This is a genomic window from Parasynechococcus marenigrum WH 8102, from assembly GCF_000195975.1.
Classification (GTDB): domain Bacteria; phylum Cyanobacteriota; class Cyanobacteriia; order PCC-6307; family Cyanobiaceae; genus Parasynechococcus; species Parasynechococcus marisnigri.
On the sequence record NC_005070.1, the window covers coordinates 2,191,378 to 2,207,765 of the forward strand.

General features: G+C 49.6%; 7 protein-coding genes and 2 pseudogenes. 4 read left to right on the forward strand and 5 right to left on the reverse strand.

Features of this window, described 5'->3' with window-relative positions; translation table 11 throughout:
• Positions 1–114 precede the first annotated feature (114 nt).
• Complete coding sequence (locus TX72_RS14030; protein ID WP_011129148.1) at positions 115–900, forward strand: hypothetical protein; 786 nt, start codon at positions 115–117, stop codon at positions 898–900.
• Here the strand turns inward: TX72_RS14030 and TX72_RS14035 are convergent.
• Positions 897–1,706 (reverse strand): sulfotransferase family protein, encoded by an 810-nt coding sequence (locus TX72_RS14035; RefSeq protein ID WP_011129149.1) that lies wholly within the window; start codon positions 1,704–1,706, stop codon positions 897–899. The two genes, TX72_RS14030 and TX72_RS14035, sit on opposite strands and share 4 nt — an antisense overlap.
• 730 nt (positions 1,707–2,436) lie before the next feature.
• Positions 2,437–3,280 (reverse strand): annotated as a pseudogene (gene rsmH / locus TX72_RS11585) (16S rRNA (cytosine(1402)-N(4))-methyltransferase RsmH).
• 96 nt (positions 3,281–3,376) lie between these two features.
• Here rsmH and TX72_RS11590 point away from each other — a divergent pair.
• From TX72_RS11590 to TX72_RS11600, 3 genes are read left to right on the forward strand one after another with little or no spacing between them, the layout of a single operon-like run.
• Positions 3,377–4,561, forward strand: a complete 1,185-nt coding sequence (locus TX72_RS11590; RefSeq protein ID WP_011129152.1) for an NAD(P)H-quinone oxidoreductase subunit H — start codon at positions 3,377–3,379, stop codon at positions 4,559–4,561.
• Positions 4,562–4,604: 43 nt separating this feature from the next.
• A complete protein-coding gene (locus TX72_RS11595; RefSeq protein ID WP_011129153.1) occupies positions 4,605–4,979 on the forward strand; it encodes a DUF2752 domain-containing protein in 375 nt (124 codons plus the stop codon).
• Between the two features lie 20 nt (positions 4,980–4,999).
• Positions 5,000–5,458, forward strand: coding sequence for an acyl-CoA thioesterase (locus TX72_RS11600; protein WP_011129154.1), 459 nt, complete (start codon positions 5,000–5,002; stop codon positions 5,456–5,458).
• Between the two features lie 177 nt (positions 5,459–5,635).
• On the opposite strand, the pseudogene TX72_RS11605 reads toward TX72_RS11600, so the two are convergent.
• The 3 genes and pseudogenes from TX72_RS11605 to TX72_RS11635 form a co-directional block, all read right to left on the reverse strand.
• Positions 5,636–5,863: pseudogene (locus TX72_RS11605) on the reverse strand (TM2 domain-containing protein).
• A 194-nt stretch (positions 5,864–6,057) separates the two neighbouring features.
• The gene (locus TX72_RS14585) at positions 6,058–12,102 is read right to left on the reverse strand and encodes a hypothetical protein (RefSeq protein ID WP_011129156.1); all 6,045 of its coding nucleotides are present in this window, start codon (positions 12,100–12,102) and stop codon (positions 6,058–6,060) included.
• Between the two features lie 283 nt (positions 12,103–12,385).
• Entirely contained in the window at positions 12,386–16,327 is a 3,942-nt protein-coding gene (locus TX72_RS11635; RefSeq protein ID WP_011129157.1) for a M10 family metallopeptidase, read from the reverse strand.
• Positions 16,328–16,388: the final 61 nt, after the last annotated feature.

Here is a 16,388-nt window from a genome sequence, read left to right on the forward strand (position 1 = left end):
ATGCCAATATAGGACGCTGCATGCCAAGCAAACTGCCTTGACGCCACGCATCAGCAGTTAGCATGCTTGACAACGCTAGCTAGGACAATTAATGTATAGTTAATTTTTTTATAAGTGCTTCAAACAAAGGCTTGGATTTATCTTACAGTACAAAAGACAGGATCGACATTCCTTTCAAAAAAACTAATTGAGATTTACGGGCAAGCAGCATTTTCTAAAGACCGGAAACACGGCATACAAAAGAAATCAACATCTAAATCTAAAATCATCACAATCAGAGATCCATTCGATTACTACTTTTCATTATGGTCATATGGCCTTGATGGAAAAGGGGGATTCAGCAATAAGTTAAGGATCTCAAATCCGAGTCTTGCCGAGAAAATATATGGAAAAAAAACCAAATCATGCTTCTCTCATTTTTTAGACCTAGCCCTCTCATTCCCAGGCAGAAACTCTCAAAGTGAGGTTAGCTGGCTACCTCGAAGTACTGATTTATACACTGCTCGAATTCTGACAATGCTTGTGCCTCAAGATAAAATTGAACGGTTTAGCAGTGAATTAGATTGCGACTTTTCTGGAAAGTCTATTGCAAAGTCACTCAATGAACTCTTGCCAGAAGTGATCATCAGGACTGAATATCTTAATTATGATTTTCATTATCTTGCAAGCGCTGGAGAACTAGATTTCATGGAACTGCCAACTAATTGGTCTCAGATATTTGTAAAAGATGCGGCCAGGCTCAACTCGTCCTCAAGTCATGAAGTGGATGGCAAGAAATTGAAGCAACATGAGATTTTATCTGAGTATCACAAGAATCTGATCGAGCTTAAATGCACCACAGCCAAATATTTGATTCAAACCGCGAATGAACGTATAAAAGAATTGGAATCACGCGTTTAGATATCGAAACATTCCTGATATGGAGTTTGAGCGATCAGATCTCGATCCAAGTGAGCTGCAATTAGTGAAAACATGTCCTCACCTAATACTTTTCTAGGGTTATAGCGACGTACTTCTTGGCAAAACTCAGTAAATGTTTTTGTGTCACCACGATGTTTCTTTGAGGAATCGTTCGGAACAATTATTTTTTCATTGACCGTACAATACTTTCTGAGTTGATCAGCAAATCCATCAGGAGATAGCACAAGATTTTCATAATAGACAATTAAAGATTGCTTTGGATGCACTAGATTAAATTCAAAATAAGATCGGACTTTGCGATTCCATAATTCAACTGGACTTTTGATCAGCCTACTACTCAACCGATCCCTTTGATTAACATAAATTGGAGATCGGACGAAGTGTGAAAGATCATCCGTAGGCTTTGGGAGGAGGTTATATGGCTTTTGATGTAAGGAGGATATGAACCTCCATGGATTTCGAATAATAAATACAAAGCAAACATCTTCAAACCCACTGGCTTTCGACAACGTCTTAGGGCAAACATTTGCATGTTTCCATCCAAAATTGATCTGACTCCGCTTCGTCGATTCCTGATCAAGCAATGATTCCATAACCAGCTTTTGAGCAAAAGGATCCTTAATATCGTGCTTCAACACGAAGTCTTTAAACTGCTTTTTAATATCTTCTCGACCGCCGTCACCACCTTTTAAAACCTTCAAGGAGGTGTTAAGTCGCAAGAAAGATTGTAAAAAATTAGTGCCGGTATTGCGTTCGCCAAAAACTTTTAAAGAGGTAAATACCATAAAATAGCACTGGCTTTCCTAACATTACCATGATGATCATTGATTCAACATTCAGTCATCAATCGAGCGTGACGCAAGTCCGATCACGCTGGGGCATTCAAAAGGCCCTCGCTCAACAGCACTCCCAGCCAGACATTGATCATCACTTCACGCCACTGGGGAGGTGCTTCCGTGATCCGCTGATGCGGGAGACATTTGTTAAGAGGGATTCCTCTAGATGAGCGAGCACCGATCGAACGGCTCCGAATTCGTAACCTGAGCGCCATGCAGTTCGGGCAGTTCCAACAGTTCGGCGGGCTTCTGATGCAATGAGAGGCTGTAAGCAACCTCAGCGTCGATACAGATCCAAAATCTGTACAATAGAGTCGACTTCGGCAGGGTCAAGCTCGGTACCAGCCGCAGGAAGTATGAAATTCGCTTTAAAGCAGCAGCATTTCCCAGAATCCAAAAGACGAATTTTCGCCATAACGCGAAGCTTTCACCAAGATCCCTGCGCATCGATGAGACTGGAATGACCTTGGGAGACAAGATTGGAAATATCCCATGCAATCAGACCACTGACGAATCAACTCAAGGCAATCCTCTTCACCCGCAAACACTTAATATTCGTTTATTGTCCAATAGGCACCATATGTACTAATTAAAGTCTGCAAGTAGTGCTGATCTATAACGAACACCTCAGCACACCACACCTTTATCGATTTTTTTTCAGCACTATCCGCTATAGATATCAATCAATTAATCGCTTGCGTGCCAAACGCCATTTGGCGCTGCGGCTGCGGGGGTTCGCCTCCTCTTCCTCCTCTGTTGCGACCACAGGTTTGCGCGTGATCCGTTCCAACCGCTCGTCCCTGAGAAACGCTGTCTTCACGCGTCGATCTTCCAGTGAATGGAAGCTGATGATCCCCACCAGCCCCCCCGGCTCCAGCCAATCAGGTGCCTGCTGTAGCAGACGATCCAGCACCCCCAGCTCATCATTCACTGCAATTCGCAGGGCCTGAAACGTGCGTGTGGCGGGATGGATCCTTCCGCGGCGTGCCCTGGGGGGGGTAGCAACCGGCCACGGCATAGGCCAGGGCCGCAGTGCCGGAATAGGCACCCTGCACCGCCAGGTCGGCTTTGATCCGCCGGGCGATGCGGCGCGACAACCGCTCCTCTCCATAGGCGTAGATCAGATCCGCCAGCTCGTTTTCCTCCAAGCGGTCAATCAGCTCCGCCGCTGTTGCCCCATCACCTACGGCATTCATCCGCATGTCCAGGGGGCCATCCAGCCGAAAACTGAAACCCCGCTCCGCCACATCCAGCTGAGGGCTGCTCACCCCCAGGTCCGCCAGCACCATCAGTGCCGGTTCCGGCGGGGTGTACTCCGCAAAATTGGTGGCGACGATGGTGACCCGATCTCCGAACGGTGCCAGGCGCTCAGCAGCGGCTGCCCGGGCCGTGGCGTCCTGATCCAGGCCGATCAGCCGCAGGCCGGGCTGTTGTTCCAGCATCAGGGCGCTGTGGCCGCCGCCGCCAAGGGTGGCGTCGATCAACAGCCCCTCAGCACGGGGCATCTGGCGGCCTGCGTCCATCACCGCCTCCGATAACACCGGCACATGACTGAACAACGGCGCAGGCACGCGGCCAGGACTAACTAAGATTTATACATTGAACGAACCGTCGCTCCCATGACGCAGCTGGAAACGCGCACGGAGCCCATGGTGGTCAACTTCGGGCCCCACCACCCCTCCATGCATGGGGTGCTGCGGCTGGTGGTGACCCTGGACGGTGAGGACGTGGTGGATTGCGAGCCGGTGATCGGCTACCTCCATCGCGGCATGGAGAAGATCGCCGAGAACCGCACGAACGTGATGTTCGTGCCCTATGTGAGCCGCATGGATTACGCGGCAGGCATGTTCTACGAAGCGGTTGTGGTGAATGCTCCGGAGAAAATGGCGGACATCCCTGTGCCCAAACGGGCCAGCTACATCCGGGTGCTGATGCTGGAGCTCAACCGCATCGCCAACCACCTGCTCTGGCTTGGCCCCTTCCTCGCCGACGTGGGCGCCCAGACGCCGTTCTTCTACATTTTCCGCGAGCGGGAGATGATCTACGACCTCTGGGAGGCAGCGACCGGTCAGCGGCTGATCAACAACAACTATTTCCGCATCGGCGGTGTCGCAGCAGACCTGCCCTGGGGTTGGCTTGAGAAGTGCCGCGATTTCTGCGACTGGTTCGGCCCCAAGATTGATGAATACGAAAAGCTGATCACCAACAACCCGATCTTCCGGCGCCGGATTGAGGGCCTGGGCACGATCGAGAAGCAGGACGCGATCAATTGGAGCCTCTCTGGCCCGATGCTGCGCGCCTCCGGTGTGCCCTGGGACCTGCGCAAGGTGGACCACTACGAGTGCTACGACGACTTCGACTGGCAAGTGGCGTCAGAGAAAGAAGGCGATTGCTACGCCCGCTATCGGGTGCGCATCGAAGAAATGCGTCAGTCGCTGAAGATCCTGCGCCAGGCCTGCGACATGATTCCTGGCGGCCCCACCGAAAACCTGGAAGCCAAGCGCCTCAACGAAGGCAAGGGGAGCGACGCCGCTGGCTTCGACTTCCAATACGTGGCCAAAAAGGTGGCCCCCACATTTAAGATCCCCAACGGAGAGCTTTACACCCGGCTGGAATCCGGCAAAGGCGAGATCGGCGTGTTCATTCAAGGGAACAACGACGTGACCCCCTGGCGCTTCAAGATCCGCGCTGCCGACAGCAACAACCTGCAGATCCTTCCCCACATCCTCAAGGGACACAAGGTGGCCGACATCATGGCCATCCTCGGGTCCATTGACGTGATTATGGGATCGGTCGACCGCTGAGATTCTGAATCGGTTCCTGTGGCGAATCAGCAGCGCGGGGTACGTGTTGCCATCGGTTCTCACAGGGTCTCTCTGGCTGAAGGGCCTCCATCCAGAGCTACCCGGTTGGGCATGCCCTCTGCGCGCACTAACAGGTGTGCCTTGCCCCACTTGCTTTCTCACCCGCGCCACCGCAGCGGCGCTCAGCGGTGATCTTCATGGATCGATCCAATGGCATGCCTTTGGCCCAATGGCCGCGGCGGGACTGTTGATCTGGAGCGGACTGGCTCTACATCGGCGCCGGTTGTTCCCATTAAAGGGTGGCAAGTCACTTTTACTTGTTGCGGGCTTTGCTCTTATGGCGTTCTGGCTGCTTCGGCTGATCCTTAACTATGGCTTCGAGGTAAAGGGCATCCTGGGGTTCCCGGCCCTGCCCTGAACCATTCACCTCCGACTGCCGTGACCTCCCCCGACCACTGGCTCAAGCTTGAACGTCAGGTGCATTTCGGCGACACTGATGCCGCCGGTGTGATGCACTTTCACCAGCTGCTGCGCTGGTGCCATGAGGCCTGGGAGGAGAGCCTGGAGCGCTACGGCATCGCCGCCGGCAGTGTCTTCCCGGGATGCCGAGGCCAGCAGCGGTGGCCGGCGGTGGCCCTGCCGGTGGTGCATTGCCAGGCCGACTTCAAGCGCCCGGTGCATGGTAGTGATCGTCTGCAGGTGCATCTGAAGCCTCAACGGCTCGACCCTGGCTGCTTTGAGGTACGAAGTGAATTCCATCTCGATGCAACCGTTATGGCCTGCGGTCTGGTCCGCCACTTGGCCATCCATTCGGACTCCCGTGAGCGCTGCGCGCTGCCGGAGACTGTGGACCTCTGGTTGGAAGCCTCTGCCTTAGGCCAGATCACCAGCCTTTAGTCACACCGTCGCTGCCAGGCCCAGAGCAGGGCTGCACATTGCCAAGGCAACATGGCAGCAGCCCAGCCAGCGAATGAAACCCCGCTTGCCCACTGCCAATCGTGGCTGCCGCACTGAACACTGCGGTCACTGACAGCAGTGCTGTACTAGCGGATCGCTGGAACCCAGAGCTCGGCATCAGAACCAGGGTTTCCCCTGATCGAGGTACAACTCGCGAAATTCGTCGGTTGACTTGGTCAGGTAGATGACCCCCTCGATCAACCCGATGATCGACATCACCCCAGTGGCGATGCCACAGGTCAACACACCACCGGCAAGGCTCACCACCAACATGATGATGCCGGCGTTGTGTTAGCCGAGTACAAACTTGTGGATTTCGAAAGAGCCCAGAAAGATCCCCAGCAATCAAGCCGCCAGTTTCTTGTTGCTGATCTCGGTTTCAGTTAGCTCAGCCATCGGGTTCCGGCGGGTGTCCAGATTCTTGCGACTGCAACCAGGCCTGCCATCGGCTCCGTTGCCACTTCCCCTGTGGAAGTCCATAAAACAACCCTCATGGCCTGAGCCATGAGGGTTGTTGAAAGCCTTGCGTGAGCAAGAGATCAGGCGAGGGTCTCAAGATCTAATCCGGAAAGCAGGCTCGAGTAGTTCTGATCATCCAGTGGATCTATTAGACGATTGGAACGACCTGGATCAAATGAGAGGGCACCAATCTGCCGATCGGTAAGGGCATCAACGAAGTCACCCGCCTTCTTAATCTGCTTTTTGGTCAGGCCAGCCAATTGGTCGTCACTGAGTGCCTTGACCTGACGGCGGCTGAAATCATTCAGCGTCGCTGGCTTGAAACCAGAGATGGCGTCGGCATCGAGGGACTTAATCTTGGCGGGCTTGAAGGCGGAAATTTCGGCACCGCTCAGTGTCCGCAACTGTCCGCTGGTCAAACCCGTGACCGCATCCTTGCTGAGTTTTGCAAGTTGGGCAGTATCCAGTGCCTGGAAGGATCTTTTAGGCATCTGCTCCACTTGCTCGGAACCCAACACCTTGATCGTCTTCGGAGTCAGCTCAGACACCTGGGCCTTCGAGAACCCTGCCACTGCCTCTGGAGCCAACTTCTTGAACTGCTTAGGAGTGAAGGCACTCACTGCTTCTTCAGAAAGTTTTGAGACCTGCTTTGCGGTTAAACCCTCCACTGCAGAAGCAGGCAAAACTCTCATTTGCTCGGATGAAAGCCCTTTCAACGACGTCGGTGTCAACTCAGACACTTGAGACTTCGAGAAACCAGCGACTGCTTCTGGTGCCAGCTTTTGGACCTGCTGAGCAGTGAAACCTGCCACTGTTTCTTCAGAGAGTTCCGAAACCTGCTCTGCGGTGAAGCCCTGAACTGCGGAAGGAGACAGATCATTTACCTGCTCTGCAGTCAGCTCGCTGACAGCATCTGGGGTGAGGCTAGAAATGTCATCTGAGCCCAAGTCAGAGACATCAACCGGCAGCTCATCTGAGGCTGTAGGTGTGGGATCAGGCGTTGCTGATGGCGACGGAGTCGGCGTTGCTGATGGCGATGGAGTGGGCGTAGCTGATGGCGATGGAGTCGGCGTAGCTGATGGCGATGGAGTCGGCGTAGCTGATGGCGACGGAGTCGGCGTTGCTGATGGCGACGGAGTCGGCGTTGCTGATGGCGATGGAGTCGGCGTTGCTGATGGCGATGGAGTCGGCGTTGCTGATGGCGTCGGTGTTGGCGTCGGTGTTGGCGTCGGTGTTGGTGTTGCTGATGGCGATGGAGTCGGCGTTGCTGATGGCGATGGAGTCGGCGTTGCTGATGGAGATGGAGTCGGCGTTGCTGATGGTGTCGGTGTCGGTGTTGGTGTTGGTGTTGGTGTTGGCGTCGGTGTTGGTGTTGCTGATGGCGTCGGTGTTGGTGTTACTGATGGCGTCGGAGTCGGCGTTGTTGAATCCGAAGTCGTACCAGATGACCTGGCCGCTACAAAACCCGGAGTTCTAATAGTACCCTGATCATCACTCTCGTCATTCTTACCGTTGTCCCTCACAAACAGGGTCAATGTACGGTCGGTTTCATCCCACTGAGCACCCTCGCCGGTTTCAGCGTCATACTGAAGATTGGTGAATTCACCAGTGACAGAATTCTTAGCTATGTATGTCGGATCTGCACCAACATCCTCGGGAAGCACCCATGAAACTGACTGAATCTTGCCAAACTTGGCTTGATTAGTCACAGTAATTTGAGTATCCAAAAGACCGGTTACAGCCTCGTAAGAAGTATCGGTTGTCTTCGCACGTCGAGATTGAACTTGTGCAGTCAAACCAGCGTCATAAACTGCTTTCGCCATCAATGGGGCGTCAACCGATTGCACCTGTTTGACCGTAAGGTCAACGTTGCTTTTGGCACCTGAGCCTGTTGGGACAAAAATAGACAGCGGATTCGATCCATCAGCAGCCTTTACTGAGAGGATGTCGGATGCAGATGAGTTTTGGAATTTATCGACAACCTCCTGACTAACATCGGTCCCCACTGCATCAGCGAAGGCATCGGATGCTGAAGAGGTGGAGCCTTGGGAAACAACACCATCACCAGTAATGTCCTGAGACCAGGTCGTCTCATTGAGTTCGGCTTCTGTGCGATACAACGCCGAACTCGGCTTGAAAATACCAGCGGTGGTGACGTCATACACAACGTAAACAACGCTCGACGTCTCAACTCCATCAACAGTGAGTCCTGTCGTTTCCTTCACAACCAATTTGTATAGATCACCCGACTTCTGAACCGCTATCGCCTTGGTGGAGCGAGACAGGACGTCAGAAAGTGTTTCTTGCACATCGAGATCGACGGGTAATCCATCGGCATAAGTCACCGCAAAGGCTGAGTTCTCACCATCTTTAATGAAGAGAGAGCCGTCAGATGTTTGACGCAATTTAGCTCCCGCCGTATCAGTCGCGATAGCAGTCGTGGAATTAGCGTTGACTTCAAATACTGATCCGTCATCATTCAGATCAAGCCGGAACTGATCCTCAAGGGTTTCATGGCTAAAGAAATAGGTTTCAGTAGCCCAGTCAACCTTCATCGATACCTGATCAATATTCAAGGTCATATACTCCTTAACCGGATCACTCGAGCCTTCAGTAATCGTCTGCTCAAACAGCAGCTTGTAATAGGACAAAGCTGATTCTCCAGAACCAATTGTGACATCCTTAACAGCGAGCGGTGCCTGACTAAACGCGAAGTTCCCGTAGCTAAAGGACTCCGTAGCTAGGAAGGCATCACCAGACTCTGTCAACACTGCGGACTTGGTGGTCGAGCCCGACGGCTGTACATAGAGATAATTTTCCGGATCTAAGTATGGCTTGGAGCCAATAGTATCGGTATCGACAGCTGTGTATTGAACGTTCGCCTCGCTCCAGATTGCATTATCACCATCCATATCCTCGTTCAGATCACCTTCATGGCGCTTGATTTTCCCCCAGGTGGCAGAACCCCAATCCAACTTACCTTCAGAAGAGACGATGAAGGTTTCCCAGTATGTGGAAGTCGTATCTGTTCTTTGATCCGTCTCCTGATATTTCACAGCTAGTTTGTATGACCCAATCGCCGTTCCAGCATCATTGAGAAGACCCTCGACGGCAAAAGCAGAGGAAGTGCGGGTGTAACCACCCCAGGCATCATTCCAGTCAAAAGTGACAGGACCATTGTCGTCTTCAATCAGAATTGGGTTGTTGGTACCACGTTTGATGTAGAGGGAACCCTCATCATCGATGGCGAGGGCCGCACCCCGCGATCCCGAAGTACTTGTGTCGGTCGAGACGTTCTGAGTGCTAACCGATCCACTGTCCACGACACCGTTGCCGTTAAGATCCTGATTAAAGATTGACTCGAGACGTCGGGAACCTTTAGAGAAAGAACCGGTATCCCAATCAAGGTACCAATCGCCCTCGCCTGGATTGGACTCCTTGATCTTGAACGTTTCCCAGAAGGTGTCCTCTACTCCTGCATATGTGCTTGAGATCTTTATCCCTAGAAGGAAGTTGGTATTACCTTCAGAATCCTCCAAGGACTCGACTGAATATGCACTGGCACTCTCAACTTGGGCATAGTCGCCGTAACCCCAAGTCTCCTGCCAGTCAAACCAAGGCGTGAAACCCGATGCGTCCACGACTTCAATGACAACATCATCGTCAGTGGTCGTTGTATTTTTGTCGTTGAAGATATACAGAGATTCTCCAAGGGTTTTAAGAAGATCGCCGGTAGTGTCAGTCGACACCGAAACAAGTTTCGTTATATCTAGACCAATCTGGGTGTCACCATCAAGGTCTTGCGCGAAGAGTTTCTCCTTACCTTTAATGCCATTGGTGTGAGTTCTCAACATGTCATCAACAACACCAGAAGGCTTCACATACTCAATCTCCCAATCAATATTTTCAACTAATTCAGAACCTGATGAATCAACAAAAGTATTTTTAATTGCCAAGATATAGCCATCATAAGTACTGCCATCACTTCCAGTGAAGGAATGGGACTCAGCCGCGATCGGCTCTCTAGAGAACTCAAAAGACCCCCAGTTCTCTTTCCCACTAAAGTCAATTGGTTCGCCCCATTCATGAGCAATTGCGAGGGTGCTATTGCCATCCCGAATGTAATAACGGTCCTCAGCAGCATTGGAATACAAACGCCCAGAGGTCGTTTCTATGTCAGTCGATAAAACGTTCAGAGCGCTGAGGTCTAAACCTGTTGCCCCATCTCCGTCGAGATCATCGTTAAATAGTGTGGTTTCAAGAAGAGTGATGTCGTCCAACCATTGGGCGTTATCCCAAGACAAGACACCAGCCTGAGAAATGTTCAGAACTTCCCATGAGGTATTCGTTTCTCCATCCCAACTATCCTGACGTTTTACAGCCAAGGAGAAACTCAGGTCAGCATTCTGTTCCACAGCAATCGCTGATGAAAGATGGGAGCCACCCCAATAGGAGTGGGAATGATCAAAGGAAGGGAAGCCACCATACTCATCCTTAACAGGCATGGTGTTTTCACCATTCTCATCAACAATGTAGAGCAAATTATCGGAATCTTTTTTCAAGCGGTAGCCATACTTGTCTAACTCGGCATCTTTTAGATTGCCAGAATCGATGCCCTTTGTACCGTCATTATTAAGATCTTCGCCGAAGAAATTCTCAAATCCAGCAATAGATTGAGTCCAAATCGTCTTCTCCCAATCAATACGTCCAGCAGAATCAATCGCATAAACCTGCCAATTAATATCGGTCTGAGTTTGGCCACCTCCCCAGTAATCAGTCCAAGTATTGGTCTGCTTAACAGCAAGTTGATAGTAATCGTCCGTTGTAACCGTAGTGCCATTGTCGTTCAATTCAGCAGCCAACGCAGTTGACTGATATCCCCCATCACCCCAATTTACATTATCTTCTATCCATGGGTCTTGAACAGCAATCTGTGTGGCGCCATTAATGATATAAAGCTGACCATCAGCTTCACCGATACTAACGCCATCAACTCCAGAGCTATCAGTGCGTCTATATTTGATGTTTACGGTTCCAGAGAAGTCATCGTCACCATTCATATCCTGGCCAAACTTAGGCTCCCACGGAATAATCGAGAACGCATGGGTCTTCTCAGAGGAATCAATAACTCCGTCCAACGAGACTTTGTAGATCTCCCACTCAACGCGTTCTTCCGAAACTAGAATAGAGCCTTCATAGTAAGAATAAACATCATGAATTTTAACAGCTAATTGATAATAATCGAGCGACGACCCCCCGTCGATTTTGACAACTGCATAGGGGGCAATATTAAAGCTACCGTACTCTCCCCAATCATCTGAGACGACCATCGATGGTGTACCGCCATTTATATCAGTAACATCAACAATCGATTCAGAATTTGTTCCATCCCAAATGTGAACAGTGCCTGCAGTGGACACCTTCAACTGATACCCCGTTGTGTCTGTCTGAAGTGAACTTAATGCACCAATATCAACTCCTATCTTGCCATCCAAATCAAGATCCTGATTGAAGACTTTTTCGTATCCGGCAATTGATTCTGTAAATGCAGAGATCTGACTCCAATCAATTCTTGCTTCGGAATCAAGATTTAAAATTTCCCAGAAGACCATCGAGTTTGAGTCATCTTCATCTGGTTTGGCCTGAACAAATGGAGTTGGCGCCTCTGATGGCGGCGGAACTGAATTGCTTTCGCCGCCAAATATCGTGTCTTCAGCTTCTCCGCTAGAAATCGTGTCATAACCTTCTCCGCCAGAAATCGTGTCATAACCTTCTCCGCCAGAAATCGTGTCATAACCTTCTCCGCCAGAAATCGTGTCATAACCTTCTCCGCCAGAAATCGTGTCATAACCTTCTCCGCCAGAAATCGTGTCGTGATCATTAAAAGTATCTTCATGCTTGATTACCAAGGCATAGCCATTATTAGTAGCTTCGACCGCAAACACAGTGGACGTATGAGACCCACCCTCCCAATTATCAGAAAATTCAAGCTGAGGCTCCCAACCTCCTTGATCCAGGATTTGTTTCCTATCTGATTTTTCCTTTCCATCATCAACAATAAAGAGTGAACCTGTAGTACTGTCTTTCCAAAGCTCAGTACCTTCAGTATCTGAATCTGACTTCAAAATAGAGGCTTCATTGATTCCAGTAAAGCCATCATCGTTCAGATCAAAGTTAAAGGTTGCCTCATACTTGGCAATATTGGCATTCCACTCAGCACTGTCCCAACTAAGGGAACCATCCGAATCTACCGAGTAAACGATCCACTGCTGATCTTCATGGGTTTCGCCGCCCCAGGTGTTTGACCATTTCTCAAGAACAGCAAAAATATATTTTCCGTCTTCCTCTGAGAATTCGACCTGGTATGGCTCTTGTGACCATGAGCCATATTCATCTTGGTGTCCATTATCAAAAACAACACTTCCCCCCCCATTCGTCTGTCAACTTCAAAGGTTCTATTCCATCTTGAAGAATAAAGAGTTCGCCCTGATCATTTCTTGTGAGCAAATCACCAGTCGAATCAGCTTCTACTGGTATCAAATCATCAGTCGATATACCGATACTGCCATTAAGGTCTAAATCTTCACCAAACATCTTTTCACGGTCAGAGATATCTTGGGTCCACATGGCAGTAGACCAATCCAACTGACCATCAGCGGAAACATTGACTAGCTCCCACTCCGGGCGACCACCATATTGATGCTTGACCGCCAGCAAATATCCATCGTCCTTCGCAACAACTGCATGGGCTTTCCTAAAATCATTTCCATTCGCTTGATCGGGATCGGAGTAACCATAATCCTCATAAAGGTACGCAGGGAAGCCGCCTTCTTCGGTAATCAGAATCGGAGAACCTCCAGCCGCAGGAATAATATAAATAGAATTCTGACTATCCATGTAGAGCTTATCGCCTACCTGCTTGAATTCAGGTTCATCAGACCTTAGTTCCATTAATGTCGAGGTATTAACACCAACAACATCGTCTCCGTCAATATCCTCACTAAATTGCCCTTCATAACCTGCTATCGCAGCATTCCAGCGTATCGAGTCGGGATCAATAACACCGGAAGACGAAAGATCTAAAATGACCCATTCTTCAAACTTCCGATCCTCACCAGTCTCCCAATCATATCCATTCCAAACATCTCTGACGGCCACACGATATCCAGTTGATGTTTTATGTAGTGCTGCAGGCATATATTGAGCATCGCCATATTCATCCTGCCAGAATATGCCGGCAGCATCATCAATATATTGATCAGTAATCAGGATAGGGGTCTTGGAGGAGTCATTCTCAGGGAGAATAAACACATACCCCTCTTCGTCGCGATAAAGGGCGTCATTATTATCATTATCAATGACAAGTTCATTAAACTCGCCACTCACGACAGCAAACTTGGCTGACATGTTGCTGTGTGATGTACAAAAGCCAGTGATATTGCTTAGATTGGAAGGTGTCGCTAGGTCTGAGAACGCAAGATTCAGTGTCTGATCATCAGTGATTCCGGTCGCCACGGAGCCATCTCCTGACAAGCTGATATTTCGTGAAGAATTCTGCCCTTTTCCTTTGTCACTCAGGAAGAAGGGGTGTGACGTCGCATCGTTAACACGCTTAAAGCTATAGGTTCGGTTGATATCAAGGGTCAGATAATCAAGTGCTGCTGTTCCAGCCTGATCTTTGTAGAAGGTGTAGTAAGGGTTGTTGAGGGATCCTGGGCCAACAAAGATTTCAATATTTGGTTCATCCCCATCGAAGTCACCGCCACCTTGATCACTATCAACCGCAGCCAATTGATCACCGAACTGAACCACGAGGTTATCAATGCTGAAAATATCTCGCCGGCTTGCCGTATCACCAGCAACAAATTCTTCGCGGAGATGAATGGTCTTAATTGGATATTCATCCTCCTCATCAAGCGCGAAAGAAATATATTCCACAACGGCCTCACTCATATCATCCGGCTCCATCGTCGGCATGGAATAAATCAGTTCCTCGTTGGTGTCATAGACATCGAGATAAACATCGCGTTTGATCTCGCGACCCATCAAGTAGAAGCCAAAGGCAGTAACCGGATTATCAAAGGCATCGCCAGAACCTGCTTCGGTCCCGGAGAAGTGAATTTTCAGACCACCTTCGCTTTGCTCGCTGGGAAGAACTTCCAAGAACTGATCACGCTGACCACCAGCCACCAAATCGGTGCCGAAGGTCATGTTGATGCCACGATCAATATTGGCACCACTGTTCAAACGGGCCAAATCAGGCTCATCTGGGCCACCACTGTGCCCGATGTTCTCAAGATTGAAGTGGATGCGGTTGCCATCGAAGGCTCCACCATCGGCAAGAATGAATTCAATTGTTCCTGCAGCTGTGCCGTCGCCATGGTTTCCAGACGACGTAGACGGCACCAATGTTGTTCGGCCATCGGCACCGGTGGAAGCAGGGCTGAATGTGCTGTAAGGGGATGAGGTACCAGCTAGATATTGGTGATCATCTGGGGAAAAGGCGCTGGAACCAAACGAACCATTAACATCCAACCAACCATTATCAGCTTCAAACGTAATGGAGGTTGGATCAGGCAGAGTTCCTGTAAACCATTCCTCCATTTCATGGGAATAAAAGTAGTCGTAAATATCAATATTTGAGGCAAACTTGGAACGATCAATGAAGTCATAGTCGGATCCAAAACCTGGATGGTCAATCCAGCCTGATTCATCAATCACTTCAACAATTGTGGCTCCGTCATCACTGAAAACAGAGGAATCAACTATAAAATCATAATCACTTACGGCTTCAGAAACATAAAGACTCGCCTTTCCGGCGAGCTGCAATGATGCATTAGAATTCTCGTCGTAAATAAACAGGGAGTCACCTGTAATGGACACCCAGGGATCGACTACGTCGAAATCTATAGCGATATCATCATTGTCTCCTGAGGGACTCGGATCAAAATCATTGATGATATTCGCCCCAGAATCAAAAACAAAGAGGTCTCCACCAGCACCACCGGTATAAACATCATCACCCTCAGCGCCATAAAGAGTGTCTGCACCAGCAGCTCCAATCAGGGTGTCATCACCACCCTCACCTTCAAGCAAATTGTCATAGTCATTACCCTGAAGTGAGTCGTTCAGGAATGACCCTCTTGCATTCTCAATGACCGCTTGATAGGCGCCATCACCAAAACCAGCCAGTGTCAAACTATCGTAGGCAATCGTATATCCCTTGTATTCGTCATTAATCTTGGAAAGGAAACCACCTCCGCCAATTTCATTTTCCAATGTGGCGTTCCTCAGGTCAATGACGACCGAGCTAGAAGAATCAAATGCGTCGATCGTGTCATTACCGCTGGCATCCCAAATACTGCGGTAACCATTTAATTCATATTCATTTAGGGCATAGACAGTGTCGCCGGCGTTGCTTTGATGGTTCGGGCCGTAAAGATACTGGACAGCAGCAATATCAATTGGTCCAAGATTTTCAAGGTAGCCGTCAATGGATTGATAGCCAGGAGAAACATCATCGAGTTGCCCACTGGCATCGCTTACCGCGAGGTACGACGATGAATCGTTGTAGGTCATTACCGTCCACGGCGTGGAATTATTGTCAAACTCTCCGGCGGACGAGTCAGCTCCTTCACTCACACCTGGAAACAATGCACTCTCGTAGCTATTCCAGCCAGCTTCTCCACCGTTGTGGGGATGGGCTAGACCAAGAGCATGCCCCAGCTCATGGATATAAGTCAGATAAAAATAAGATCCGGACTCAACCTCTCCACCATCGGCATCATAATCCTCGTTGAAAATGATTACGCCACTAGCGGCTGTTGCCTCAGAATCACCAGGGAAATCGGCAATACCATGATAAATGCTTTCATCAGCTGATACTCCCCAAGCGATTGTTGTATTTCCCGAGAGGCTGCTGGATGCTTCAAAGCTCAATTGAGCGACGTCTGAAAAAGCCTTCATCGAGGCTTCAATGGCTTCCTGCTCTCCAGGCTTCGGGGTTACAGCATTAAATGTATCTCCAGCAGCGGAAATTGAATCACCCGTCTGGCCTATGTAATATGTAAGTTTAGTGGGCTCGAAACCATTCTGGCCGAGATAATCATCAGGATCCGCGTCTCCCCATTTAGTATTTAACAACAGCCCATTAATCAATGGACTGTTCAAGTCATACAAAGGGTCAAAGAGTATGTTGTAGGGATCATAGGAGTCGTGTGTATCATACAAGTTGTGGATATCATAGAAAGCCGAAAATTGATCCGTTCTTGCACTGAACGACCTTTGCAAAATCTCATCAGCATTGCCCTCTGCCTGGAACTGGAGGCTACCGAACGCGTTGCTGGACATAGCCAAGAGAGATGGTGCAGAACTTCTTGCTAGCAAGAAAAGGCCGTCCACTCTGTTTGTG

Excerpts from the sequence above, each read along its gene's own strand:
- TX72_RS11635 (WP_011129157.1), bottom strand. The coding sequence starts at position 16,327 with ATGTCCAGCAACGCGTTCGGTAGCCTCCAGTTCCAGGCAGAGGGCAAT.
- TX72_RS11590 (WP_011129152.1), top strand. The coding sequence starts at position 3,377 with ATGACGCAGCTGGAAACGCGCACGGAGCCCATGGTGGTCAACTTCGGG.
- TX72_RS14035 (WP_011129149.1), bottom strand. The coding sequence starts at position 1,706 with ATGGTATTTACCTCTTTAAAAGTTTTTGGCGAACGCAATACCGGCACT.